This is a genomic window from Thermohalobaculum sediminis (assembly GCF_023487995.1).
In the GTDB taxonomy this organism is placed as follows: domain Bacteria; phylum Pseudomonadota; class Alphaproteobacteria; order Rhodobacterales; family Rhodobacteraceae; genus Thermohalobaculum; species Thermohalobaculum sediminis.
In genome coordinates this window covers 474,566-500,192 of record NZ_JAMFKN010000003.1, presented here as the reverse complement: position 1 = coordinate 500,192, position 25,627 = coordinate 474,566, and the positions used below count along the sequence as shown (strand labels likewise).

The 25,627-nt window shown below is 67.3% G+C and carries 23 protein-coding genes and 1 tRNA gene; 14 read left to right on the top strand and 10 right to left on the bottom strand.

Annotated features, from left to right (window positions below; translation table 11 throughout):
* Positions 1-44: 44 nt before the first annotated feature.
* From M1105_RS09565 to M1105_RS09540, 6 genes are all read left to right on the top strand, one after another.
* A complete protein-coding gene (locus M1105_RS09565) occupies positions 45-3,620 on the top strand; it encodes a S8 family serine peptidase (RefSeq protein ID WP_249580123.1) in 3,576 nt (1,191 codons plus the stop codon).
* Positions 3,621-4,006: 386 nt separating this feature from the next.
* Positions 4,007-4,561, top strand: coding sequence for a thioredoxin family protein (locus M1105_RS09560; protein WP_249580122.1), 555 nt, complete (start codon positions 4,007-4,009; stop codon positions 4,559-4,561).
* The gene (gene gph, locus M1105_RS09555) at positions 4,561-5,250 is read left to right on the top strand and encodes a phosphoglycolate phosphatase (RefSeq protein ID WP_249580121.1); all 690 of its coding nucleotides are present in this window, start codon (positions 4,561-4,563) and stop codon (positions 5,248-5,250) included. The genes M1105_RS09560 and gph overlap by 1 nt, the downstream gene beginning before the upstream one ends.
* Before the next feature lie 115 nt (positions 5,251-5,365).
* A complete protein-coding gene (locus M1105_RS09550; protein WP_249580120.1) occupies positions 5,366-6,226 on the top strand; it encodes an MBL fold metallo-hydrolase in 861 nt (286 codons plus the stop codon).
* Between the two features lie 11 nt (positions 6,227-6,237).
* Entirely contained in the window at positions 6,238-6,651 is a 414-nt protein-coding gene (locus M1105_RS09545) for a YeeE/YedE family protein (RefSeq protein ID WP_249580119.1), read from the top strand.
* A 1-nt stretch (position 6,652) separates the two neighbouring features.
* The gene (locus tag M1105_RS09540; RefSeq protein WP_249580118.1) at positions 6,653-7,078 is read left to right on the top strand and encodes a DUF6691 family protein; all 426 of its coding nucleotides are present in this window, start codon (positions 6,653-6,655) and stop codon (positions 7,076-7,078) included.
* A 12-nt stretch (positions 7,079-7,090) separates the two neighbouring features.
* Here the strand turns inward: M1105_RS09540 and pqqE are convergent, their stop codons facing one another.
* Genes pqqE through pqqA form a run of 5 tightly spaced genes read right to left on the bottom strand, consistent with a single transcriptional unit; the run spans position 7,091 to position 10,265 of the window.
* Complete coding sequence (pqqE, locus tag M1105_RS09535) at positions 7,091-8,212, bottom strand: pyrroloquinoline quinone biosynthesis protein PqqE (protein ID WP_249580117.1); 1,122 nt, start codon at positions 8,210-8,212, stop codon at positions 7,091-7,093.
* Complete coding sequence (gene pqqD / locus M1105_RS09530) at positions 8,209-8,490, bottom strand: pyrroloquinoline quinone biosynthesis peptide chaperone PqqD (RefSeq protein WP_249580116.1); 282 nt, start codon at positions 8,488-8,490, stop codon at positions 8,209-8,211. The genes pqqE and pqqD overlap by 4 nt, the downstream gene beginning before the upstream one ends.
* Positions 8,487-9,242: a pyrroloquinoline-quinone synthase PqqC gene (gene pqqC / locus M1105_RS09525; RefSeq protein ID WP_249580115.1), complete on the bottom strand. Its 756-nt coding sequence runs from the start codon at positions 9,240-9,242 to the stop codon at positions 8,487-8,489. Before pqqC ends, pqqD begins: the two co-directional genes overlap by 4 nt.
* Positions 9,239-10,144 (bottom strand): pyrroloquinoline quinone biosynthesis protein PqqB, encoded by a 906-nt coding sequence (pqqB, locus tag M1105_RS09520; RefSeq protein ID WP_249580114.1) that lies wholly within the window; start codon positions 10,142-10,144, stop codon positions 9,239-9,241. The genes pqqC and pqqB overlap by 4 nt, the downstream gene beginning before the upstream one ends.
* 28 nt (positions 10,145-10,172) lie before the next feature.
* A complete protein-coding gene (gene pqqA, locus M1105_RS09515; protein WP_249580113.1) occupies positions 10,173-10,265 on the bottom strand; it encodes a pyrroloquinoline quinone precursor peptide PqqA in 93 nt (30 codons plus the stop codon).
* A gap of 283 nt (positions 10,266-10,548) precedes the next feature.
* Between pqqA and M1105_RS09510 the strand changes: the two genes are divergently transcribed.
* From M1105_RS09510 to fghA, 3 genes are all read left to right on the top strand, one after another.
* Positions 10,549-11,661 (top strand): S-(hydroxymethyl)glutathione dehydrogenase/class III alcohol dehydrogenase, encoded by a 1,113-nt coding sequence (locus M1105_RS09510; RefSeq protein ID WP_249580112.1) that lies wholly within the window; start codon positions 10,549-10,551, stop codon positions 11,659-11,661.
* A gap of 58 nt (positions 11,662-11,719) precedes the next feature.
* Positions 11,720-12,133: an SRPBCC family protein gene (locus tag M1105_RS09505; RefSeq protein WP_249580111.1), complete on the top strand. Its 414-nt coding sequence runs from the start codon at positions 11,720-11,722 to the stop codon at positions 12,131-12,133.
* Positions 12,134-12,205: 72 nt separating this feature from the next.
* Positions 12,206-13,036, top strand: a complete 831-nt coding sequence (fghA, locus tag M1105_RS09500; RefSeq protein WP_249580110.1) for an S-formylglutathione hydrolase — start codon at positions 12,206-12,208, stop codon at positions 13,034-13,036.
* A gap of 22 nt (positions 13,037-13,058) precedes the next feature.
* On the opposite strand, the gene M1105_RS09495 is transcribed toward fghA, so the two are convergent.
* A complete protein-coding gene (locus tag M1105_RS09495; protein WP_249580109.1) occupies positions 13,059-17,558 on the bottom strand; it encodes a VCBS domain-containing protein in 4,500 nt (1,499 codons plus the stop codon).
* Between the two features lie 333 nt (positions 17,559-17,891).
* Here M1105_RS09495 and M1105_RS09490 point away from each other — a divergent pair, with 333 nt between their 5' ends.
* Complete coding sequence (locus M1105_RS09490; protein ID WP_249580108.1) at positions 17,892-18,329, top strand: ester cyclase; 438 nt, start codon at positions 17,892-17,894, stop codon at positions 18,327-18,329.
* Here the strand turns inward: M1105_RS09490 and gatB are convergent.
* A complete protein-coding gene (gatB, locus tag M1105_RS09485; protein ID WP_249580107.1) occupies positions 18,304-19,788 on the bottom strand; it encodes an Asp-tRNA(Asn)/Glu-tRNA(Gln) amidotransferase subunit GatB in 1,485 nt (494 codons plus the stop codon). The genes M1105_RS09490 and gatB overlap by 26 nt on opposite strands.
* 202 nt (positions 19,789-19,990) lie before the next feature.
* Between gatB and M1105_RS09480 the strand changes: the two genes are divergently transcribed.
* Both M1105_RS09480 and M1105_RS09475 read left to right on the top strand, forming a co-directional pair.
* Positions 19,991-20,899 (top strand): DMT family transporter, encoded by a 909-nt coding sequence (locus tag M1105_RS09480; protein WP_249580106.1) that lies wholly within the window; start codon positions 19,991-19,993, stop codon positions 20,897-20,899.
* A 209-nt stretch (positions 20,900-21,108) separates the two neighbouring features.
* Positions 21,109-21,185, top strand: a tRNA-Arg gene (locus M1105_RS09475).
* A 798-nt stretch (positions 21,186-21,983) separates the two neighbouring features.
* Here the strand turns inward: M1105_RS09475 and M1105_RS20940 are convergent.
* Entirely contained in the window at positions 21,984-22,775 is a 792-nt protein-coding gene (locus M1105_RS20940) for a GIY-YIG nuclease family protein (protein WP_406600610.1), read from the bottom strand.
* Positions 22,776-22,847: 72 nt separating this feature from the next.
* Positions 22,848-24,017, bottom strand: coding sequence for a leishmanolysin (locus tag M1105_RS09465; protein WP_249580104.1), 1,170 nt, complete (start codon positions 24,015-24,017; stop codon positions 22,848-22,850).
* A gap of 332 nt (positions 24,018-24,349) precedes the next feature.
* Here M1105_RS09465 and M1105_RS09460 point away from each other — a divergent pair, with 332 nt between their 5' ends.
* Complete coding sequence (locus tag M1105_RS09460; protein ID WP_249580103.1) at positions 24,350-24,571, top strand: hypothetical protein; 222 nt, start codon at positions 24,350-24,352, stop codon at positions 24,569-24,571.
* 82 nt (positions 24,572-24,653) lie between these two features.
* Here M1105_RS09460 and M1105_RS09455 read toward each other — a convergent pair whose 3' ends face one another.
* Positions 24,654-24,971 carry a tyrosine-type recombinase/integrase gene (locus M1105_RS09455; RefSeq protein WP_249580102.1) on the bottom strand — a complete coding sequence of 106 codons (318 nt, stop codon included), beginning with the start codon at positions 24,969-24,971 and terminating at the stop codon, positions 24,654-24,656.
* 23 nt (positions 24,972-24,994) lie between these two features.
* Between M1105_RS09455 and M1105_RS09450 the strand changes: the two genes are divergently transcribed.
* Positions 24,995-25,522 (top strand): L,D-transpeptidase family protein, encoded by a 528-nt coding sequence (locus M1105_RS09450; RefSeq protein WP_249580101.1) that lies wholly within the window; start codon positions 24,995-24,997, stop codon positions 25,520-25,522.
* The last annotated feature ends 105 nt before the right edge of the window (positions 25,523-25,627 follow it).

Below are 25,627 nucleotides of genomic sequence, written 5' to 3'. Positions count from 1 at the left end.
CCTCGCGCGCGACGCCCGTGGTCAGGGACGGGGAGGGCATGGCGATGATCCCGACGGATCCGCTCTTCGCGCAACAGTGGTATCTGTTGAACGGCTCGGGCGGGCTCGACCTCAACCTTGCCGGCGTCTGGGACGACTATACCGGCGCAGGCGTTCAGGTCGCCATCATCGATGACGGCTTCGACCTGAGCCATGCCGATCTCGCGGTGAATTTCCGCACGGACATCGACTACGACTACATCAATTTCGATACGGTGCCGCAGCCCGGCTCGGGCGAGCATCACGGCACGGCCGTCGCCGGCATCATCGGGGCCGCCGCGGGCAATGGCGTCGGCGGCGTGGGCGTCGCGTGGGACGCCACCCTGGTGGGCTATCGCAACGCCTCCAACCTCTCGCTGGACGATGCCATTCTCGACGCGGCGGGGCTGGGCGACGGGATCGGCAACACGGCCGGTGGCGGGAACGGATCCGACGTCGTCAACATGAGCTTCGGCTTCGCCCCGCTGTTTCTGACCGACAGCTCGTTCGGCCTGATCCTCGACGCGATGGAGGCCGCCGCGGCGCAGGGCCGCAATGGGCTCGGCACGATCTTCGTGAAGTCCGCCGGCAACGGGCGCGATGTCCCCGGCAACGCCTTCCGCGACGAAGGCACCGCCGAGGTGATGGACACCAGCGCCTTCACCATCAATGTCGGCGCCGTCCGCGCCGATGGCTGGGTGACCGACTTCTCGACGCCCGGCGCCAACCTCCTGGTCAGCGCCTTCTCGAACGACATCTCGAACGCGACGGCGATCACCACGACCGATCGCACCGGCAGCCTCGGCTTCGGAGGCGGCGACTTCATCCAGGATTTTGGCGGCACCTCGGCATCGGCGCCGCAGGTGAGCGGCGTGATCGCCCTCATGCTAGAGGCGAACGCTGGCCTCGGCTGGCGCGACGTGCAGCAGATCCTCGCGCTTTCGGCGCGCCATGTCGGCTCGGCCGTCGGCGCGGCGGCGAACGACGGTGCGCCGCCGGGTGGCGGCTACGAGCAGGCAACCCAGGAGAACGGCGCAAGCTGGTTCTGGAACGGCGGCACGCAGTGGAACGGCGGCGGGCTGCACTTCTCGAACGATTACGGCTTCGGCCTCGTCGACGCGCTGGCCGCCGTCCGGCTGGCCGAGAGCTGGACGCAGCAATCCACCTCGGCCAACCGCACCGTGCTCGCGCGTGATCTGCTGAACACGACGCAGACGATCCCGGACGGGAATGCTGCCGGGCGCAGCTTCACTGCGCTCGAGACCGGGACGATCCGGGTCGAGCATGCCGAGGTCGAGCTTGCGATGACGGTGGGATTTTTCGCCGATCTCGAGGTCTACCTCACCTCGCCCTCGGGAACGCGGGTGCAGCTCGTCGCGGCCACCGGCGGGGCGGGAATGTTCGCGGGGCGCTGGGTCTTCGGCACCACCGCGCTGATGGGCGAGGCGTCGGCCGGCGCCTGGACCGTGACGGTGGTGGATGCCGGTATGGGTGACGCGATCACCTTGAGCGACATCGTGCTGAGGCTGGCCGGCGCGGCCGCCGGCGAGGATGACCTCTGGGTCTTCACCGGCGAGTTCTCGGAGGTCGCCGGGGATGGCGCGCACCAGACCGTGTTCGCGGGCGGCTCGGGCCACGACACGATCAACGCGTCGGCGGTGGGATCGGACGTCACGATCGATCTCGCCGCCGGGACCGGCGTGATCGACGGCGTCGCGATCACCCTGTCGTCGATCGAGGCGGTTCTAGGCGGCGATGGCGCCGACATCCTGGCCGGCACGGCCGGCGCCGAGACGCTGGTGGGCGGACGGGGCAACGACATCCTGCGCGGCAATGGCGGGGCGGACGTGCTGCGCGGCGGGCGGGGTGATGACCGGCTGATCGTCGCTGCCGGGCTCGCGCCCGCGTCGGGCGCGCTGTTCGACGGCGGTGAGGGCAGGGACGCGCTGGTCCTCGACGCGCCTGGCCAGCTTGTTCCCGGCGGCGCTGTGTTTGACCTCTCAGGCGCGGACATGCTGTCGATCGAGGAACTGCATTTCGCCCCCGGTGGCGCGGCCCAGCCGCGCAGCGTGATCTTCGAGGGCCAGGAATTCGACGCGCCGGGCGAGTTCGCGCCGCAGCTGGTCGTGAGGGGAGAGGACGCCGCCGGCGCGACCGAGCGGATTGTGATCCGGCTCGGCGTGAACCAGACGCTCGACCTCTCGGGCTGGACCTTCGTCGATTGGGGCGGCCAGGGCGAGGCGATCGAAATCGTCGGCGACGACTCGGACGAGAGCGTGGTCGGCTCGTCGCAGGCCGATACGATCGAGACGGGCGGCGGCAACGACATCGTCCTTGCGGGCGCCGGGAACGACCGGATCGACGCGGGCGACGGTCGCGACACGGTCGATGCGGGCGCGGGCGACGACATCGTCATCGACGGCGACGGGCTCGGCGTGCTCGGCGCCGCCGACAGCCTCGACGGGGGCGATGGCGTCGACACGCTGATCGCTATCGCTGCCTGGACCACGGCCGCGACCTTCGACCTCGCTCTCGGGAGCCTGTCGTCGGGCACGGGCCTTGTGCAGGCGATCCGGAATTTCGAGAACGTCACCGTCTCGGGTTCGGCGCGCGTCATTGGCACGAACGGGGCGAACACGATCACGGCGACCGAGGATTTCGCGTCGGCGGGCAACCTGATCGAGGCGGGCGGCGGGGCCGATACCGTCGTCGCGGCCGGAGGGGACGATGAGATCCACGGCGGCGGCGGGAATGACCGGATCTGGGCTGGCGCCGGCAACGATCGGCTCTTCGGCGATGACGGGAACGATACGTTCTTCGCCGACAGGGGCCACGACTGGATCGACGGCGGCGCCGGCAACGACGTGATCTGGGGCGGGCTCGGCAACGACACCATGTTCGGCGACGACGGTGACGACGTTCTGCGCGGCAATGGTGGCGCCGACCTGCTCGACGGTGGCGCGGGCAACGACCGCTTCTTTGGCGGCCCCGGGCACGACACGCTGCTGGGCGGCGCCGACGACGACATGCTCGAGGGCATCGGCGGGAACGACCTCATCGAGGGCGGCGAGGGCAACGACACGCTTCTCAGCGGCTTTGGGTTTGACCGGCTCTATGGCGGCGACGGCGATGACTGGCTCGAGGGGGGCGAGCGGGACGATGTGCTCTCGGGTGGTCATGGCGCCGATGTCTTGCATGGCAATGCCGCCAATGACCACCTGATGGGCGATGCGGGAGACGACGAGCTTCGCGGCGGGCTCGGCGACGATCGGCTCGAGGGCGGCGAGGGCAACGACATGCTCTTCGGTCAGCAGGGCGACGACCTGATGATCGGCGGCGCCGGGGACGACACGCTCGACGGTGGGCTTGGCGTCGATCGGTTCCTCTTCACCTCGGATCTTGACGGCAACGACCGGATCAACCGCTTCGAGGTGGGCATCGATCTCGTCCATTTCAGCGGCATCACGGGGGTCTCGGGCTTCTCGGATCTCGTGATCATCAAGCAGGATTTCGGCAGCCTGGTCGTTGCCGGGGCGGTGACGGTGTTCATCGCCGGAGTGACGCCGGGCTTGCTTGACGCGGATGATTTCGTCTTTGGCTGAGGGGGTGCCTGCCGGCGCCGGATACCGCGCGAGGTGTGACAGGGAAGCGTCCGGCCGGCGACGCCGCTCGACACGCCCGGATGACTCCTGGCAGGGCGGGCGGTGAGGGCCTTGCGCCTGAAGCGCGGCGCCGTGTGGCGGTGTGTGCGGATGGCGCGACCACGCCACCCCTCCGGCGGGCGGAAGCGGTGCGCGCCCGCACCGAGGGCGGCGCAAACGAGCATGCGCGCGTGCGCCGCGCGTGCGGGCCTCGAACATCGGTCTCGCGACTTTCGCGTGGGGCATGCGCGTGGAGCAAGGACCGGCTGCGGGGTTGACAGGGGTGCGCCGCGCCGCGCCAAGCTGTCACGGCGAACGGAGCGACCGATCCAGTGAGGGCGGGCACCATGGCGAACGAGACACCGCTTTGCGACTTCGGCTGGCCCGCGCCGGATTTCGATCTGCCGGGCATCGACGGCCGCAGCTACCGCCGTGACGCGATCGCCGGCCCAAGGGGATTGCTGGTGATGTTCCTCTGCAATCACTGCCCCTATGTGCGCGCGGTCGAGACGCGTATCGCGCGCGACGCCCGCGACCTTGCGGCGCTGGGCGTCGGATCCGTCGCGATCTGCTCGAACGACGCCGCCGCCTACCTGGATGATGGCCCCGATGGCCTGCGCGCCCAGGCCCAGCGCGCCGGCTTCGGCTTCCCCTATCTCGTGGACGCCGACCAGTCGGTTGCGCGCGCCTATGACGCGGTCTGCACGCCGGACTTCTTTGGCTTCGACGCGGGCCTCGGGCTGCAGTATCGGGGCAGGCTCGATGCCTCGCGGCGCGAGGCGGGGCCGCCCGGCTTGCGCCGCGACCTGTTCCTCGCCATGAAGCAGGTCGCCGAGACCGGACGCGGTCCTGCTGGGCAGGTCGCGTCGGTGGGCTGCTCGATCAAGTGGAAACAAGGCTGATGAGTGCTGGTATGACGGCGCGCCCCCGTGCGGTGGTGTTCGATCTCGACGGGACGCTGGTCGACAGCGCGCCGGACATTCACGCGGCGGCAAACGTGATGCTGGCCGCGCTCGGCCGCGCGCCGCTCGACCTTTCGCAGGTGACCTCGTTCGTGGGCAACGGCGTGGCGAAGCTGGTCGAGCGCTGTCTGGCCGCGACCGGAGGCGCAGACGAGGCGCTGGGCGCTCGCGCCTTCGGGATCTTCCGCGAGGCCTATCACGCGGCCCCCGCGGTGCTCACCCGCCCCTATCCGGGGGTCGAGGGGGCGCTCGACGCGCTCGCCGGGGCGGGATGCGCGCTCGGGCTCTGCACCAACAAGCCCGAAGGGCCGACACGGCAGGTGCTCGAGGGGCTCGGCCTCGCGCGGCATTTCGGCGCGGTGGTGGGCGGCGACACGCTCGCGGTGATGAAGCCCGACCCCGCGCCGCTTGAGCTCTGCCTCGAACGCCTCGGCGCGGCGCCGGCCGACGGCCTCTATGTCGGCGACAGCGAGACCGATGCGGCCACCGCGCGTGCCGCGGGGCTGCCGTTCGCGCTCTTCACCCGCGGCTATCGCAAGAGCCCCGTCGAGAGCTTCGAGACGGTTCTGAGCTTCGATGACTTCGCGGCGCTCGCGCCTTTCGTCGTCGGCGCCACGCGCGCGGCTTGAGGCTGTCCGTGGTTGGGGCCTGTGCCTGAAACCCCGGCACTTTGCACAGCCGTCTGTTGTAGTATGCTGACCGCATGCCCATCTCGACCAGTGGAGGACAGATGCGGAGGACGCGATGACGCCGGACGTGACGGCCTTCTTCGACGAGCCGACCAACACGGTCTCGTATGTCGTGCGCGATCCCGGAGGCGCTGCGGCGGCCGTGATCGACTCGGTGCTCGATTTCGACAATGCCGCGGGGCGGACCTCGACGGCCTCGGCGGACCGCATCATCGCCCATGTCCGCAAGCATGGCCTGAAGGTCGAATGGCTGCTCGAGACGCATGTCCATGCCGACCATCTGTCGGCCGCGCCCTACCTGCAGCGCGAGCTGGGCGGCAAGATCGGCATCGGCGAGAACATCCGCGTCGTTCAGGACACCTTCGGCAAGATCTTCAACGCCGGGACCGAGTTCGAGCGCGACGGCTCGCAGTTCGACCGGCTGTTCCGCGAGCAGGACCGCTTCGCGATCGGCGGCCTTACCGGCTCCGTGCTGCACACGCCTGGGCACACGCCCGCCTGCCTGACCTACGTGATCGGTGATGCGGCCTTCGTGGGCGACACGCTGTTCATGCCGGATTACGGCACGGCGCGCTGCGACTTCCCTGGCGGCTCGGCCGCGCAGTTGTGGGACTCGATCCAGAAGCTGTTGAGCCTGCCCGACGAGACGCGGCTCTACATGTGCCACGACTACAAGGCGCCGGGGCGCGAGGACTACGCCTGGGAGTCCACCGTGGCGGAGGAGCGTGCCCGCAACGTCCACATCGCCGGCCGAAGCAAGGAAGACTTCGTGGCGATGCGCGAGGCGCGCGATGAGACGCTGGGGATGCCGAGGCTGATCATCCCCTCGATCCAGGTGAACATGCGCGCGGGCCGGATGCCGCCCGCCGAGGACAACGGGACCGTCTATCTCAAGGTCCCGCTCAACCGGCTGTAACGGAGACGACCATGCCAGATTGGGGTTTCGGCCTGCTCGGCGGGCTGATGATCGGCTGTGCGGCAGCGCTCTTGCTGCTTGCGAATGGCCGCATCGCGGGGATCAGCGGCATTCTGGGCGAGGCGCTGGCGGGGCGCCGGCTGGACGAGGGGCTTCCGTTCCTCGCGGGGCTGATTGCGGCGCCCGGCCTCGTCGGGCTCGCAAGCCGCGCTCCGGTGATCGCACCCGCGGCGCCGCTCGGCCTCGTGATCGCGGGCGGACTCGTTGTCGGGGTCGGCACGCGGCTCGGCAGCGGCTGCACGTCGGGGCATGGCGTCTGCGGCCTGTCGCGGCTGTCGCCGCGCTCGATGGCGGCGACGGGAACATTCATGGTCGTTGCCGCGCTCACCGTGTTCGTGACGCGGCACGTGATCGGGGGGCTTTGAGATGCGCGGTCTGACGGCGGGGCTTTCGGGTGCCCTGTTCGGCCTCGGCCTCTATGTCTCGGACATGGTGAACCCCGCCCGCGTGCTGGCCTTCCTCGACGTGGCGGGGGACTGGGACCCGACGCTCGCCTTCGTCATGGCGGGGGCGCTCATCCCGATGGCAGTCGCCTGGCGGGTGGCGGCGCGGCGGGGCCGGGCGCTCTGCGGGGCCGAGATGCCGGGGCCGCCCAAGGGCCGGATCGACGGGCGGCTGATCGGCGGTGCGGCGCTGTTCGGCCTGGGCTGGGGGCTGGTCGGGCTCTGCCCGGGTCCTGCGCTCGCGATCATCGGGCTCACCGACGCCAATGGATGGATCTTCGCGGCCTCGATGATCGCGGGGATGCTGGGTTGGGGCGCCGCGATGGCGATGCGCTCGCGCCCGGCCTGAGCGCAGCCCGCGTCAGGCGGGGCCCTCGCGGTAGACCAGCGCGACCCCCTCGGCCGCCGCGTCCGCCTCGGCCGATTCCTGCAGGCGCGCGTGCAGCGGCGACTTGATGCAGACGGGGTCGGTCGCGCGCGCGTCGCCTGCGAAAGCCATCGCCTGGCAGCGGCAGCCGCCAAAATCGCGCGTCTTGCGCTCGCAGGAGCGGCAGGGTTCCTGCATCCAGTCGAAGCCGCGGAAGGCGTTGAAGGCCGCCGAGTCGCGCCAGATCTCGCCCAGGTGGGTCTCCGGCGCGCGCGGGAAGTCGAGGCCGGGGATCGTGTGCGCCGCGTGGCAGGGCATCACCCGCCCGTCCGGCGTGACGTTGAGCCCGGTCGAGCCCCAGCCGCCCATGCAGGGCTTGGGATAGTCGGCATGATGGTCGGCCGTCACGTAGTCGATCACCAGAACGCCACTGAGCCGCTCGCGGGCCTCGGCCACGATCCGGCTAGCCTCGCGCGCCTGCGCGCGGGTGGGCATCAGGGCCGCGCGGTTCAGCGTGGCCCAGCCGTGGAACTGGACGGTCGCGACTTCGAGCCGCCGGGCGCCCATCTCGACCGCCATCTCGATCGTCTCGGGCAGGCGGTCGAGGTTCTGGCGATGCATCACGGCGTTGAGTGTCAGCGGAATGCCGCGCGTGCCGATCCACCCGGCCACCTGCATCTTGCGCGCAAAGCCGCCGCGATAGCCGCCGATCCGGTCGGCCGTCGCGGCATCCACCCCTTGCAGCGAGAGCTGGATGTGCTCGAGCCCGGCCGTGACGAGGGCGTCGAGACGCCGCTCGGTCAGCCCAACGCCGGAAGTGATGAGGTTGGTATAGAGATCGACCGCATGGGCCGAGGCCACGATCTCCTCGAGATCGCGCCGCGAGGCGGGCTCGCCGCCCGACAGGTGCAGTTGCAGGACCCCGATCTCGGCTGCCTGCCCGAAGATCCGCGCCCAGTCGGCGGCTGAGAGCTCGGACGCCTTCGCCGCGAGCTCGAGCGGGTTCGAGCAGTAAGGGCAGGCGAGCGGGCAGCGATGAGTGAGTTCGGCCAGCATCGCCATCGGCGGCTGGACCGCGACGGGCCGGGCGGCTGTGGTCTGAGCTTGCGTGTTCATTCCGCCTCCGCCATCCGCCGCTGGATCAGCGAGGCGAGGAAGGTCCCCGCATCGGCGGCGATCCGCTCGCGCGGCGCCTGGTACCTGGCCGCCAGCCGGTCCACGATTTCGCCGAAGGACCGCGTACCGTCGGTCTCGGCAAGGATTGCTGCGCCCACCGCATCGAGCTTGAGCGTGCGCTCGGGCGCCAGCAGCACCCAGATGCCGCGCACCCCATCGAACTTGGTCCGCACCCCGCGCAGAAGCCTCGGCACCGCCTGTTCCGCGAGCCCGGTCATGCCGCCACGGCCTGCAGCCCCTCCCCGGGCTGCCAGGCGCCGGGGGGGATGCGCGCGGGCTCGACGTAAGAATGCCACAGGGCGTCGAGCTGGGCCCACAACACGTCGGTCTTGAACTCGAGCGCGGCGGCGGCGGCGTCCTGCTTCTCGGCCGTGTCGGCATGGTCGAGCACCCAGGCGAGGCCGAAGGCCACGTCCTTCGGCGCCTCGTCGAGCCGCTTGCGAAAATAGCTCATCGAGACGTCATTGGCGAAGGCGTAGTGCTTCAGCAGTCCCTCGATCCGATCGGAATGGATCTTGGGCGCGAAGAGTTCCGTCAGCGAGGATGCGACCGCTTCGAGAAGCGTCTTCTCCCGCACGAAGCGAACATAGGCATCGACCGCGAAGCGGGTGGCCGGCATCACCCCGCGCGCCGAGGCGACGTAGGCAGGGTCGAGCCCCACGGCCTCGGCCAGTTTCAGCCAGCGCGCGATGCCGCCCTCGCGCCCCTCGGCGCCGTCATGGTCCTCGATGCGCGAGCGCCAGGCGCGGCGCAACGCCGGGTCCTCGACGCGGGACATGAAGGCCGCGTCCTTCATCGGGATGCGCGACTGGTAGTAGTAGCGATTGATCACCCAGGCGCGCACCTGGTCGGGCGTGCACTGTCCGCCGTGCAGCCGATGATGGAAGGGGTGCTTGTCGTGGTAGCGCTCGGCGCCGATCCGGCGGAGCCGTGCCTCGAAGGCCTCGCGCGAGAGCGGTTGCGCGGTCATGTCACGATCTCCATCCCGTCCTGTCCCACGATCCAGCCCGCCGCCTCGGCCGCCCGCCGCTCGGCCGAGCGGGGGTCGAGAACCGGGTTCGTGTTGTTCATGTGCACGAACACCTTGCGCCCGACGCGGATGTCGCGAAATGCGGCAATCGAGCCCGCCTCGCCGTCCATCGACATGTGCCCCATCCGCGCGCCGGTCTTGCGCCCAAGGCCCAGCCGGATCATCTCGTCGTCGCGCCAGAGCGTGCCGTCGAAGAAGACGAGATCGGCGCCCTCCAGCCGGCCGCGAAGCGCCGGCGTCATCCGCGCGCAGCCCGGGATGTAGAGGGCGCGGCGCGAGCCCGCGCGCAACTCGACCCCCACGGTCTGCTCGCCCTCGAGATCGGTCATGACCTCGGCCTCGGGGCCTTCGAGATAGAGCGGCACCTTCCCCGGCACGGCGAACAGCCGTGCCTCGAGGCCCGGCGCGGGCTCGAACGCGTCCCCGAGCCGCACGCTGTGCCGGGGGACAAGCTCTCGGTCCAAGGCGTCGAAGACCGGGTTCGCGGCGATCACCCCGACAATGTCCGGCGTCGCCCAGAGCGTGAACGGCTGCTTCTCGCGCAGCGTGAGCAGCCCTGCCACATGGTCGATATCGCCGTTCGTGAGCACGACCGACCGGATCGGCACGTCGCGCGGTCCCGTGGGATGAAGCGCGGGCGTCGCGAACAGCTGCCGCCCGATGTCGGGCGAGGCGTTGAGGATGGCCCAGCCATCCCCGTCGGCCGAAATGGCAACGGATGATTGCGACTGCGCCGGGATCTCTCCTCGCCGCGCAGCCGCGCAATTGGTACATCCGCAATTCCACTGCGGAAGGCCCCCGCCCGCGGCGGCGCCGAGGATGACAGCGCGAAGGGCGGTCATGCGACCTCCGCGCCGGTTCCGCTTCGTCTCAGAAGAGGGTGCCGTCCTCGTCGGCCGGGAAATACATGTTGATTTCCATGCCGCAGGTCACTTCCTCGATGGTCGGCGCGGTCCAGGCCATTCTCGATTCCTCCGGTTGTCACGGTCGTCGCATCCGGCAGACTCGCCCGATGCCGTGCCGGACAGGATGACGCAGCGCGGCCCGGCGTCAATACCTTTCTCGGCGCGCGGGCCCGACCAGCGGGCCGCGCGCGGCGGTTTTCGATGCGCCGGGTGTGCCTCTGCCGCCTGGCGGAAATTTGCGGTTGAAATCGGCCCTCCCTCTCGGCCAACTGCGCAGCGACAGGGTGGATGCTCCGCGCCCAACGCGCGCTGGCCACCGACGACAAGGGGAGGACCGTGCGATGAGAACCCGTGCAGCCGTGGCGTTCCAGGCGGGCAAGCCGCTGGAGGTGACCGAGGTCAATCTCGACGGCCCGAAGGCGGGCGAGGTGATGGTCGAGATCCGGGCCACCGGCATCTGCCATACCGACGAGTTCACCCGCTCCGGCGCCGACCCCGAGGGGCTCTTCCCGGCGATCCTTGGTCACGAGGGCGCGGGCGTGGTGGTCGAGGTCGGGCCCGGCGTGAAGTCGGTGAAGAAGGGCGATCACGTGATCCCCCTCTACACGCCCGAGTGCCGCGAATGCGACTACTGCCTCAATCCCAAGACGAACCTGTGTCAGGCGATCCGCTCGACGCAGGGGCAGGGGCTGATGCCGGATGGCTCGTCGCGCTTCACCACGCTCGATGGCGAGCCGATCCGGCACTACATGGGCTGCTCGACCTTCTCGAACTACACCGTCCTTCCCGAGATCGCGGTGGCCAAGGTCCGCGAGGACGCTCCCTTCGACAAGATATGCTATATTGGTTGCGGCGTGACGACCGGGATCGGCGCGGTGATCAACACCGCCAAGGTCGAGATCGGCTCGCGCTGCGTGGTGTTCGGGCTCGGCGGTATCGGGCTCAACGTGATCCAGGGGCTGAGGCTGGCGGGAGCCGACCAGATTGTCGGCGTCGACGTCAACCCCGGCAAGAAGGCGATGGCCGAGCGCTTCGGCATGACCCATTTCGTGAACCCCGCCGAGGTCGAGGGCGATCTCGTCCCCTACCTCGTGAACCTCACCAAGGGCGGCGCGGACTACAGCTTCGATGCCACGGGCAACGTTAAGGTCATGCGCACGGCGCTGGAGTGCGCGCACAAGGGCTGGGGCGAGTCGATCATCATCGGCGTGGCCCCGGCGGGCGCCGAGATCGCCACGCGCCCCTTCCAGCTGGTGACTGGCCGCGTCTGGCGCGGCACGGCCTTCGGGGGCGCGCGCGGGCGCACCGACGTGCCGAAGATCGTGGACTGGTACATGGACGGGAAGATCGAGATCGACCCTATGATCACCCACACCATGCCGCTCGAGCAGATCAACCACGGCTTCGACCTGATGCACGAGGGCAAGTCGATCCGGGCGGTCGTCACCTACTGAGTTGGCACCGCCGCCCGGTCCGCGCAGGCGGCGGCGCAGTGACGCAAGGGAGGCACGCATGGAGCACGACATCGTTTCGGTTTCCCGCTCGGTGACGCTCTCGGCCCCGATCCACGACGCCTGGGGCGTGGCGGGCGAGTTTCACGGGCTCCACAAGTGGCATCCCGGTGTAATCGCCTCGACCCCGCAAGCGGTGGGAAGCGAGGTGTTCCGCCTGCTCACGTTGGCGGACGGGGGGCGGATCGTCGAGCACCTGGAAGCCGAGGGCACGCATTTCTACCGCTACGCGATCCTGCGCGGGCCGCTGCCGGTCGCGCGCTACCATGCGCTGTTCGAGGCAGATCAGCTCACCGAGGGTACGCGGCTGGTGTGGTCGTCGCATTTCGTGCCGACCGAGCCGGGGGCCGAGGCGGTCATCGCGGGGATCTATGATGCGGGCCTCGCGGCGCTGGCCGGTCGCTTCGGCGGCTGAGGGGCGCCCGAGGGGAGAACGCGCTGGAAGGGCGCGCCGGGTGAGGCGCCGGCCCGGGCAAGGGAGCGGTCGATGGAAACGATTTCCGAGAATGCGAGCCATGGTGGCGTGCAGGGCGTGTACCGGCACCGCTCGTCGGTTTGCGCCTGCGACATGACCTTCGCCGTCTATCTGCCGCCGCAGGCGCGCGCGGCGCGGGTGCCGGTGCTGTGGTATCTCTCGGGCCTGACCTGCACGCATGAGAACGCGATGGTGAAGGCAGGGCTGCAGGGGCATGCCGCGCTGGCGGGCCTCGCGCTGGTTTTTCCAGACACCAGCCCCCGGGGACCGGGCGTGGCGGATGACGAGGCCTATGACCTGGGGCAGGGGGCAGGCTTCTACCTGAACGCCACGCGCGCGCCTTGGGCGCCGCATTTCCGGATGTTCGACTACCTGCTCGACGAGCTGCCCGAGGTGCTGGCCGGACATTTCCCCCTCGACATGGAGCGGCAGGGCATCACCGGGCATTCCATGGGCGGGCACGGGGCGCTGACCCTGGCGCTGCGCCACCCAGAGCGGTTCCGCTCGCTCTCGGCCTTCGCGCCCATCGCGAACCCGACCGAGTCGGACTGGGGCCGCAAGCAGTTCAACGCCTATCTGGGCGAGGATCGCGTCTCCTGGGCGGGGTATGACGCGAGCCTGCTTGTCGCCGAGCATGGCTGGCATTCCGACATCCTGATCGACCAGGGGGCGGCCGACCAGTTCATCGACCTGCTGCGGCCCGAGGCGCTTGCCGCAGCCCTTGCGGCGCGGCGCACGCCGTTCGTGTTCCGGATGCAGCCGGGCTACGACCACAGCTATTTCTTCGTCGAGACCTTCGCGGGCGACCATGTCGCCTGGCACGCCGAGCGGCTGGGGGCCTGAGCCCCCGCCGCCGCGCCGAGGGTCAAGCCGTCATGCCGAAGATCACGTCGCTCTCGCCGATCTGGGACGTGTCGGTGAGGCCTGCGAAGATCACCATGTCGAGCATGTCGCCGCCGTAGTCGTAGACGACCCCGTCGCTGGTCTTGGTGAGAGAGAGCGAGAACTCGGCGAAGCTCGTCACCTCGCCCACCCCCGAAAAGTCGAGCACATCGCCCGAGCCCGCGCCGGCGAAAAGGTCGCCGATGAAGTCGGTGATCGTCACCGTGCCGAATCCCGCTTCGAAGACGAAGGTATCGACGCCCTCGCCGCCGGTGAGGATGTCGGTCCCGCCGCCGCCGTTCAGGGTGTCGTTGCCGCGCATCCCGATCAGGTGGTTGTCGAAGGCATTGCCGGTCAGCACGTCGTCGCCGTCGCCGGTGACCGCGTTCTCGATTGTGCCGGCGCCCGAGGTGATGAAGCTTACGCCGGTCGTCAGCGAGCGCGCTGTTCCGGCGCCGAGGTCGAGGCTCACGTCATGGGTCATCGCCGCCATGTCGAGCCAGTCGGTCCCGTCGGTATCGCTCAAAACGCTTCGCCCCGCATCGTCCCCGATGACCGCGAACACCTCGTCGGTGTAGTGATAGACATCGTCCGCGAGCGAGACGCCCGCCGTCCCGTCGATCGTACCGTAGAAGGTGAAGGCGATGTCGCGGAGCGCGATGCCGTCGAGCTCCTGCCCGAAATTGTCGACGTCATAGGTTACGTCGCGCTCGGTCAGCGTCACCGTCCATGTGCCGTTCGGGTCCTCGCCCTTGAAGGCATGCGCCCCGAAGGTCCAGCTCAGCACGTTTGTCTGGGGCGAGCCATTGAGCGTGAACACCGGGATATAGTCCCCGATGTCGGGCCGCATCAGCGTCACCGTGGTTTGCGAGGGCGAGGTGATGGTGATCTCGGCCTCCTGGAGCAGCTTTGCTGCGAGCGTGAGGCGGATGTCGATTGTGTCGAGCTCCATCGCCGCGCCCGAGACGGTGAAGCTCGCCGTCATGCTCGAGCCGTCGCCGCTGACCGAGATGAGCGGATCGTTGGCAGGGTCGGCATTGGCGAAGGCATGCGTCGCGCTGCCCTCGTTGGCCGAGGTCTGCGCCGGGCCGAACAGGTGCCAGACCTCGGCCATGCGCACGGCGTCGTGCACGTTGATGGCGCCAAAACCGTAGTCGTTGGAATGGTGCAGCCCGCCGCCGTTCCAGTTGGTCGCGCCGTTCCAGGTGCTGGCGAAGTACTCGATACGCCGCAGGTCGGTCGACTCGTACGAGCCGTTGTTGTCGGCATCGACCGGCACGATCTCCTCGGTCGTGTTGTCCACGCCCACGGGGCTGCCGATCATGCTGGCGGAGTAGGCGAGGATGTCCTGCACGTCGCGCCAGCCCAGCGTCGGCGCGGCCTCGAGCATCAGCCCCGCGACGCCCGCGGCGGTGGGGGCGGCCGATGACGTGCCCCCGAAGCCGCCCGTGCCCGAGGTCGACCAGTCGCCGCTCACATAGCCGTTCAGGCCCTGCCGGTCGGTCGTCGGGATGCGCAGGTCGCCCATGGCTGTGTATCCGCTCGACGGAGCCGAGATCAGCACGTTCGCGCCGCGGCTGGTGTAGAACGAGGCGTCGCCGTCGCTGTCGAAGGCCGCAACGGTGATCGAATAGCGGCTCGCGTCGGCGACATTGCCGTTGGAATTGTCGGCCCAGTTGCCGGCCGACTTTAAGATCAGCGTGCCGAGGCCGCCGCGCCCGGTCTCGACCGCCTTCTGGAACCCCGCGACCGTCGCAAGGCCGACATTGCTGCCGATGATCGTGGGGTCGTCGTCGAGGAACAGCGGCGCGCCGCCCCAGCTGTGGTTGACGATGTCGAACCGGTATTGCTGGTCGATCGCCTGGTAGAACCCGTGATCGGGGTCAGTGCCGGCCGCGTTCACATAGGCCGGGCCGCTGAAGATATTGACGCCGGTCAGCGTTGCGCCGTTCGCGATGCCGACGGTGCCAAGCTCGTTCGCCTCGGCCCCGATCACGCCCGCGACCGCGGTGCCGTGGACGCCCTCCTGCGTGAACACGGGGTAGGCGTCGAGCGCCGCTCCGTCGATGACCAGGTGCTTGAGCCAGTCGTAATTGTCGTCCAGATCGATATGGTCGTATTCGACCCCGTCGTCGAAGATGCCGTAGGAGACGCCCGCGCCGCTGTAATCGACCCAGACCGCTTCGATGGCCGAGAAGTCGGTCCAGTCCGCCGCTACGCCGCCCAGCGCTGCGAGGTGCCACATTCCGGCATAGCTCTCGGGGGTCAAGACCGGCGCGGGCTCGGCCACCGCGTCCACGCGCAGCAGGAAGCGGTCGCGCGAGACATTGCCAGCCTCGTCCGATGTCTCGGCGAAGAAGTAGTAGAGCTTGTCGGGGAGCGGCGTCTCGAGCGCGATGGTCCAGTTGCCCGAGGCGTCGGCCGTGGCGGTGCCAAAGACCGTATCGGCTTGACGCAGCGTGACCGTCGCGCCGGCCCCCGCGGTGCCGCTGAACACGGGTGCCGCATCGTCGGTGACGCCGCCAAAGACCATTGCAGCGCCGCCAGCCGTCACCGCGTCTATCGAGATCGGACCGTTGCCCACGGTGTCGATGGTAAGGGCAAGCGTCGCACTGGTGTCGAAGCTCTTCCATCGGATCAGCCCGAACATCGCATAGAGCTGATCGACAGTGCCAATTCGCGCCTCGATGGTGTGGGCGCCATCCGCGAGCGTCCGGCCCAGTTGCAGATCGACATATCCGAGGTCGATGTCGGACTGCTCGAGGATGTGGATCACCGTATCCTCGATGCCGTCGATGTAGAAGCCGAGATATTCGCCGGCGGCGACGTTGGGATCGAAGTAGACGCGAAGCACCGGCCGCGTCGAATTGGTCAGGTGGTCGCTGTCCGATGCGCCGCTGTCCGACGCCGCGGCAAGGTCGATGGTCGAGAGCCCGGCCGCCGCAGCGTCGAAGGTGACCGCGCGCGCACCCGAGACCGTCTCGGTGCCCGTGCCGTCCGACACCGCGGCGCGAACCGATTTGGTGCCGGTCGCACCGAGCGAGACGTCGCTGAACACCACCGCGCCGGCGTCGAGATCGGAGGCCGTGACCGCGTGGCTCGCGACTTCAGTGCCGTCGATCCGCAGCGTGACTGTGTCGCCCGCCTCGACCCCGGCGACCAGCGCGACCGAGAACGACACCACGCCGATCCCCGTGATGTCGTCCGTGTCCGAGGTGCCGCTGTCGAAGGCGGCGAGAAGGTCGGGGACGCCGACCAGCGGCGTGCTGTCGTTCGACCCGCCGGGCGGCGTGGGTTCGTCGGCGCCGTGGACGGTGACGGTGATCGTCCGCGTCGCGCTGCCGTCCAGCGAGCGCACCTCGAGCGTGTCGGTGCGTGTCTCGCCCGCGCCGAGTGCCTGCACCGCCTGTTTGCCGTTGTCGAGCGTGTAGGTCCAGTCGCCGTCCGCCTCGACGGTGAAGCTGCCATACGTGCCGGCCGCGTTCGCGACCGCTTGCAGCGCGGCCTCGCCCGCATCGGCATCTGAGACGGCGAGCGTGCCGCTCGCGATCAGCGTTGCATCCTCGGTGACGGCGCCGCTGTCGGTGCCCGTGATGAGGGCGGCGTCGTTGGTCCCGGTCAGCACCACGGTGACATCGCGCATCTCGGTCGAGCCGTTGCCGTCCGAAACCTCGACCCGGAAGACCTCGGTCACCGTTTCGCCTTCGCCGAGGAACTGTACGTCCTCGTTCGCGACCGCATAGTCCCATGTCACGACGCCGCCCTGGCCGCTCGCGTCGGTCGCCGTGCTCACCGTGGCGCTGAGCGCGCCAAGCTGCGTGGCGTGCGTGCTCGAGACGAACGAGACGGTGACGCTGTGGAGATCCGAGCCATCGGCATCGGAGAAGGCGATGGTGCCGCTGTCGGCGAGGATGCCATCCTCGGTCGCAGCGCCCGCGAGGTCGGCGGTGCCGATCACCACGGGTTCGTTGACATCGGGGTCTGCGGGCGCATCGATCGCGAAGCTCACGCCGGTTGCCGTCTTGGTCTGGAGCTTGCCGTTCCGCGCATTCTGCACGGTGTATTCCGCGCCGATCTGCACGGTGCCGTCCGGCAGGTCGGCGCCAATGTAGGTCAGGGTCCAGTCACCGTCCGACGTCACCGTGAATTCCCATTCGTCGCCCGCGGCAAGCGGATCGCTGTCGAGCGTCGTGGTGGAGGTGCCGCCGGCGAGAGTCGCCTCGGCCGTGAGCATGTCGGCATCGGTGTCGCCGAATGTCAGCTGGGCGATGCTGCCGTCGCTGAGGGTGACGAGGAAGGTGATCGTATTGACGGATGTCGACAGCGTGCCCTTTACCGAGAACCCGCTGGCCAGTTGCGTGATGCCGTCGTCATCGAGTCCGTCGGTGATGTCAGTCTCGTCCACGAGACCGAGGATCACGAGGTCGCCGCTCGCGGTGTCGCCGCCGCCATTTCCTCCGCCAGCACGATCCGGTTTTGCCATCTTCACGCCCCCCGCTCAGGAAGCTCGCAGGCAAAATGCCGGGATGAAGGTGCCTCACGCGCGAACGCGACAGTCTCTAAGCTTATACGTTGTCGAAATGGTGCCGTTTATTGCCCTGTTGTGTCAAGTTATTGGTCGATTCTGAGGATTCTTTCAGTCTTTTGATGCCATCAGTGCCGGCGTTGTGACGCGTATGGCGGCCTTGTCCGCAGGTGCCGCATCGGCTGGCGCATGGCCATGGCGCTTGCATCCACGGGTGGAAATGCCCGCGACGGTCGTCTAGCGTGATCGTCGGGTGGAAGGGGGCGAGAAATCCCGGCGAAAGGAGCCGCCATGCCACCGTCACCTTCCGAGATCCGCGCCATGGCCGAGCGCTATGCCGCGGCATGGAGCGCCCACGACCCGGACGGCGTTGCCGCCTTCTACGCGCCGGGCGGGCGCATCTCGATCAACCATGGCGAGCCGACCGTCGGCCGGGCCGCGATCGCGGATGTGGCGCGTGCATTCTACGGCGATTTCCCCGACCTCGTCGTGCATTGCGATGGCGTCCGGTCGTCCGGCAACACCGCAATCTTCCTCTGGACGCTCGAGGGCACAAATTCGGGCGCCGGCGGCTCGGGCAATCGCGTCAGGATCAGCGGATGGGAGTTCTGGACCCTGACGGACGCCGCCGAGGTGGAGGCCTCGCTTGGCTTCTTTGACGCGGCCGACTACGACCGCCAGCTCGGGCGCGGCCGAGGCGTCGTCACTCGACCCCCAGCTTCGCCTTGACCAGCGCCTGCACCGCCTGCGGGTTGGCCTTTCCGCCGGTCGCCTTCATCACCTGGCCCACGAACCAGCCGGCCAGCGCGGGCTTGGCGATGGCCTGCTCGGCCTTGTCGGGGTTGGCGGCGATCACCTCGTCCACCGCAGCCTCGATCGCGCCCGTGTCGGTGACCTGCCGCATGCCGCGCGCCTCGACGATCGCGCGGGGCTCGCCGCCTTCGGTGTAGACGATCTCGAACAGGTCCTTGGCGATCTTGCCCGAGATCTCGCCCGAGCCGATCAGGTCGAGAATCGCGCCGAGCTGGACGGCCGACACGGGGCTCTCGCCAATGCCGTGGCCTTCCTTGTTGAGCCGCCCGAACAGCTCGTTGATCACCCAGTTCGCCGCCTGCTTGCCGTCGCGGCCCTTCGCGACCGCCTCGAAGAAATCGGCGTTCGCGCGTTCGGCCACCAGCACCGCGGCGTCGTATTCGGTGATGCCATAGGCGGTGACGAGGCGCGCCTTCTTCTCGTCCGGCAGCTCCGGCAGGCTGTCGCGCACCCGCTCGACCAGCGCGGGCTCGATCTCGAGCGGTAGCAGGTCGGGGTCGGGGAAATAGCGGTAGTCGTGCGCCTCCTCCTTCGAGCGCATCGAGCGGGTCTCGCCCCGGTTGGGGTCATAGAGCCGCGTCTCCTGCACCACCGTCCCGCCGTCCTCGAGGATGGCGATCTGGCGGCGCGCCTCGTAGTCGATGGCCTGCTGGATGAAGCGCATCGAGTTCATGTTCTTGATCTCGCAGCGCGTGCCGAACTCGCGCGAGCCCTTGGGCCGGACCGAGACGTTCACATCGGCGCGCAGCGACCCCTCCTGCATGTTGCCGTCGCAGGTGCCGAGGTAGCGCATGATCTGCCTGAGCTTGCGGACGTACTCCGCCGCCTCCTCGGGCCCCCGGATGTCGGGCATCGAGACGATCTCCATCAGCGCGCAGCCGGTGCGGTTGAGATCTACGAAGGACATGGCGGGATCCATGTCGTGCACCGACTTGCCGGCGTCCTGCTCCAGATGGATGCGCTCGATCCGCACCTTGCGGGCGACGCCGGGCGCCATGTCCACCAGCACCTCGCCCTCGCCCACCACGGGGTGCTTGTACTGGCTGATCTGGTAGCCCTGCGGCAGGTCGGGGTAGAAATAGTTCTTGCGGTCGAAAACCGAACGCAGGTTGATGGCGGCCTTCAGTCCCAGCCCGGTGCGCACCGCCTGCTCGACGCAGAAGGCGTTGATGACCGGCAGCATGCCGGGCATGGCGGCGTCCACGAGGCTGACATTGGTGTTGGGCTCGGCGCCGAACTGGGTCGAGGCACCCGAGAACAGCTTCGACTTCGCCTGCACCTGGGCATGGACCTCCATTCCGATCACGATCTCCCAGTCGCCCTTGACGCCGGCGATGATCTTCGGCTCGGGCTCGCGGTAGGAAAGCTCGGTCATGGGGTCCTCGGGGGCGTGCGCATCGGCGTTTGGCGGAATGCGCGAGCGTTCTACGGCGCGGCGGCGCCATTCGCAAGTGAGGGCGGGCCGCATGCGGTGCGCAGGACGGCCGCGCAAGAAACGGGCTGCGCCCCCGCCGGGGCCTGGGCTAGCGTGCCCGGCGCGGCGCATCGGGCCGAGCACGTCTTGTGGAGGGCGGGAGGTGACAGCGATCGGGCGGCGCGAATGGCTGCTGCTGGGGGTGCTTTCCATTCTATGGGGCGGGTCGTTCCTGTTCGTGGGCATCGCGGTCAGGACGCTGCCGCCCTTCACGGTGGTGGCCACGCGCGTCGTGATGGCGGCCCTGGCGCTCTGGCTCGTCATTCTTGCCGGCCGGCGCGCGGTGCCGTTGGGGGTGGCCGTCTGGGCCTCGTTCCTCGGCATGGGGCTCTTGAACAACGCGATCCCCTTCAGCCTGATCGCCTTCGGCCAGACGCAGATCGCGGGCGGGCTCGCCTCGATCCTCAACGCGATGACGCCGATCTTCACGGTGCTGGTGGCCAATGCCCTGACCGCGGACGAGCGGCTGACCCCCGCGCGCGCGGCGGGCGTGGTGCTGGGCTTCGCGGGCGTCGTCGTGATGGTGGGGTGGGAGGCGCTGGGCGGCATCGGCGGGCAGGTGCTGGGCCAGCTCGCCATCGTGGGCGCCGCACTTTCCTACGGGTTCGCGAGCGTGTTCGGGCGGCGCTTCCGGCGGCTCGGCGTCGATCCGTTGGCGACCGCGGCGGGGCAGGTGACGGCCTCCTCGGCGATCCTGCTGCCGCTTGCGCTGGTGGTGGACCGTCCCTGGACGCTATCCGCCCCCGGGGTGGAAGCCGTTGGCGCGGTGATCGCGCTGGGCCTTCTGTCGACCGCGCTCGCCTATGTGCTGTTCTTCAACGTACTCCAGGCCGCGGGTGCCACGGCGATCTCGCTCGTGATCTTCCTCATCCCGCCGTCGGCGATCGGCCTCGGCTGGCTGGTGCTGGGCGAGCGGCTCGAGCCGCACCACCTGGCGGGCTTTGGCCTGATCCTCGCAGGTCTCGCCGCGATCGACGGACGGCTGGCCGCGTGGCTCGCGCCGGCCCGTTAGCCGGGCATCAGGTCTGCCTCCGCCAGTCGGGAATCGTTCCCCCCGACGGCCAGACGAGGCGCCGGATCGCCCCCGGGGTGAAGCCGCGGGCCGCGACCGGCACGCGCAAGCCGAACCCGGCCGCCCGTGGCGGCGCCGCGCCAGTCGCACGCCGCACCCACGTAGACATGTTGCGCGCGGTCGCGCCTGCGACTAATCGGGAAGCCGACGGCCCCGTAGCTCAACTGGATAGAGCACCGGACTTCTAATCCGACGGCTGCAGGTTCGAGTCCTGCCGGGGTCGCCAACGAAGCCTGATCACGTAAGCCGATGATCGAGAACGGTTTCCGTCCCAAAGCCCTCTATCTGAACCATGCAGAAAACCGCACATTTCGTCAAGAATCTGCATCACGGAGCTGGGTTTCATTGCCGGTCCGCGTAAGCACAGTTGCAGCATTATTGCAGCAAGCCCGATTCAAGCACGGAGGGGGGTGGGGCTGGACCACGGCACCGATGGGGGTATGTGTGCTTGGCCTCGACATAATTTCTCCCGTCATGTTTGTTAACCACCGAGGCCGTCAACCGCGTCCGCTGATTGGCTCACCGTCTAAACCGGTACCAGTTATGGACAGGACAGACAGATGGACTGATAAGTTGTAGTTCAATTATGTGAGATCGTCGATCATCCGACCTCGTCTTCACGACTTGTCATGCCGAAAGTCGTTGATCGCCAGAAATACCTAGCGTCTGAGAATTCTCGTTCCGCCAAGCGCAGAAGCGTTCATATCTCCGAGCGTACCCCTTGGTCCGTTTATCCTGCCTCCGCTTGACTTCATCCGCTGATTGGAACTCAGCGGGAGACATCATCCTCAGAGCTTCCCTGTTGCCTCTGTCGAGTAGCAACTCGAACTCCTGTAGATTGAAGCTGGCGGTCTTAACCCTCGGGCGACCAAGCCCCATGACCTTTTGGAAGGCCAGTTCCATCCTCTTGAGCAAGACCGGACGATACCGTATCGGCACCACGTAGCTGTCGTGGATCGTGAGGATTGGCACCCCGTAGCGCGTGAAGAGGCGGTGTGAGGGGCGTCATCCCCGGTAAGGCTGCCTACTGAGGCGGCACTCCAGCAAGAGGCATGCGGCGTTGCTGGTTGCTCTCTGATGCAATTGGCGTCTCGCGAGCCGTCGCTATCGCCTCTGCGCGAAGGCGTTTCAAGACCGGATAGAACGGGTGTGCAGCGTTGCCTTGGATGTTGAGCGGCAGCGACAGCTTCCGGATCAGTTCTTTCTCTGGCTCCCACGGGTGAGGATGCTCAAGCCACGTTACGAAGGCATTCTCTGCAATCCAACTGTCGAGCCACTGCTCGCCCAGATGCGTGAACGTCATCCGTCTGCCCGATCCAACCCTTCTCAGCGGAAAGCCTGAAACCTCAGCCAACAGGATCCCGAGCGTCCGCCTCAGCGTCGATCCCTCAGCATTGCCTTGGTAGTGGTTCCTGATCCGCACCCGCAGATTGGATCGGCTGCTTGGCTTGCGAAGACCGTCAGGTGAGATACCCACGTAGAGCAGGGTCAGCGCGTCGATGGAATGGCAGCCCTTTGTCGGTACCCGCGGTGGGATCGCTCCGAAGTACCAAGCGTAGATCCCGGCTCCTCTCGGGACGGGGCAGTCCGACTGCAACACCTCCGCTCGCGTGAAGAGGCGCGATGGGCAGATTAGCGCAGTCGTTGGTTCTGGCCCACCTGCACTGGCTTCATGTCTGCGCAAAACTGCAGCGCCGAGATCGTCTTGTGACCGAAGATCGGGGCAAATCCCCTGCAGCCATCCGCGTGTGTCTTGGCGGCCAGAGGCGGAGACGTCCAAGAGAAAGACGGGGCAGATTGATCTTCGCCCCGTCATCGATGTCGCTCACTTCTCATTTACATATCGGCTTGCCAAGCCAACGACTCGGTTGCCGCTTCGGCGCATACATTAAGCGAGTAGCAAGGTCCCGGAGAGGTCGTTCGGATCATTCGGGTCGTCGATGATCGTGTCGTAACCCATGTCCTCCAGCGCAGCCACGCTCATCATTGAAAGGTAGTTCGAGCTGTTGATGTACCCTGTCATCAACTCGTTCTTGAAGGTCGTTTCGTCCCAATGTCCGCCCGCAGTTCCAGAGCCACCGTCGGTCTCGACCGGGACCCCTGTGTCCGAAAGTGCGTCTTTCGTCGCGATGTCCGATAACTCCGTGTTGTAATATGCCGTCGCGAGATCCCCGGTGAATCTCAGGTTGCCTCCGGCAATCGAACCCGACGTTAGTCCCATGTAGCTCCACATGGTCCCGAATCCGATGGAGTGCATCATCTCGTGCAACACGATGTCGTCGAACAGGCCGAGGCTGTCGAAGTACTCAGCGTCAGCGACGTCAAACTCCATGATTGCGGTAGCGGGGAGATAACTTGACGTCCGATAACTTGTGGGGCCGGCACGCCCCAAGACGCCGCCGCTTCCGTCGATGTCGACGATCTGAGCCTGGATAAGAATGTCATCTACCGTGCCGATCCCCGGCACGAAGACATTCGGGATGTCAGCGAGAATGATCGAACTGATAAAATCTGCCGCCGCCACAAAGTCTTCCTGAAGCGCGACGGTCCAACCGTCGCCGAGGAAATCGACTGTGACGTTGAAGCTTGAGTCCGCGCTGCCCTCTTTGCTGGTGTAACTGCTGAGGAGCGGGTCCGATGGGGTCGGGTCGGTGGTTCCCGGATCCGTCGTATCGGTGTTTTTGTTCTTCCCGCCACCGCCACCGCCACCGCCACCGCCGCCTGATTTTCCACCACCGCCACCGCCGCCTCCGGTGCCATCAGGCTTTGCGAGCCCCCAGTCATCAAGGTAAGCGATTTCGTTCGGCATGATGAGGTCGGGAGTATTGCTCGCAGAGTTCCCTTGAATTGGTAGTTCGAACTCCGGCGCCGATCCGCTCGGCGCATTCGATGCCCAATCAAGAGCGAACGCTCCCTCGACGGCCTTATCGAGGGCTAAGTCGAATCCGAATTCCTGCCCATCGTCTATCGGAGTTTCTTCGGGAGCATCCACCAGCAAAAAGGTGTCGCCGAAGAGAACGGAAAGGTCAGTTAGCCTATCGAAACTGGCTGTGGACATGTGAAGCCCCCCCCCCTCATGTCGAGTCCGAAATTAAAGCTTCCGACTCGAATGCGGCGATTCGAAGGTTGTTCCAGACCAGCCTTCGGGAGCTTTCACTTGTGCGGGATTATGTATGCGACGTTGGTCGCGCGGTGCTGGGAGAGTCGGAATCCGCATCTAGTAGATATTCGAGCATAGATATCCATATACTCACATCCCGAGGCCGAATATATCGGGGTCTGACATAGCGGTCATAAAGCCACATTCCCGACATAAAAAAACAACACAAAGACTGTGCCATTCTGAGTCAGTCCAGTGTGTGTGTCAGGCTTTGTTCGTGGAGGTGTCGTATGCTTTGCGTGGAGATGCGCGATATCGATCGCGCTGTGTTGAGTGCCTTTGAGGTGGTCAAGGACTTTGCCGGGTCCGATGTCGGCAAGAGACTTTCCCCAACCCAACTTGTCAGTGTCATTGCCATCGCGTCCGCCGAAGAGGCGGATCGTCTTGGCACGCCTAGAAGGTTCACGGCGGCCAAGCTTCGGGAAGTCGCTGACGCCCTAGATCACGGATGATGCTCTACTTTTAGCTCGGAGCGGCTCCCGCGTAAGTTCGACGACTTACTTGCGAGAGCCGCTGCCATCTTGTGATCCAAAATTAGCCCGTATGAACTAACCGCCTGAGCTTTTGACCCACCTGCATAGGCTTCATATTGGCGTAGGTCTGGAGGGCCGAGATCGTCTTATGACCTGAGATAAGGGCGACCTCAGGAACGGAAAGCCCCAGTTCGAACAGACGTGAGATAGCTTCGTGGCGCAGGTCATGGAACCGCAGATCTGTGATGCCAGCTCGAGCGAGAGCCTGTTCCCAGTGGTATCGCAGCCCCTCGGCTGTGACCGGGAAGACAGCCTCACTGGTTCGGGGAAGGCGGCTCCATTCACTGGAGCCCTCAACCAAGATAATCTTGCGCTGCATTGCAGGGCGCTTGGGGACGTCGCATGTCACGACGGAAGTTCGTTCTTCGCCTTTCGGCGCTGATACTTCTTGCAGGCTGCGCCCCGCCGGACGCCGTGCCCATCGCTCCGCTGGTGCCAGAGCCGGTCGCGGCCGACCGGGTTCTTGTCCTGAAGGGCAAGCGGGAGCTGCATCTGCTCGCCGGGGCGCAGACGCTTCGGACCTACACGATCGCACTCGGCTCCGAGCCCGAGGGGCCGAAGCGTCAGGCCGGCGATGGGCGGACGCCCGAAGGACGCTTCGTCATCGACCGGAGGAACCCGCAGAGCAGCTTCTACCGCTCGCTTCACATCTCGTATCCGGGGCCGGCAGACCGCGAGCGCGCGCGCCAGATGGGCGTTGATCCGGGCGGCGATATCATGATCCATGGGCTGCCGAACGGTCGAGAGTGGATCGGCAGCGACCATGCCCGCTTCGACTGGACCGAGGGATGCATTGCCGTGACGAATGCCGAGATGGACGAGATCTGGGCAATGGTTCAGGACGGCACCCCGATCGAGATCCGGCCCTGAAGGATTTTTGCCGTGGCGGTCCGACCGGCTTCAACTTGGCCGCCGACTGTCGTAGCCTGTCGCCGTTGCTGCGCGGACCAGCGTGACCGGCGAAACTGACCCCGG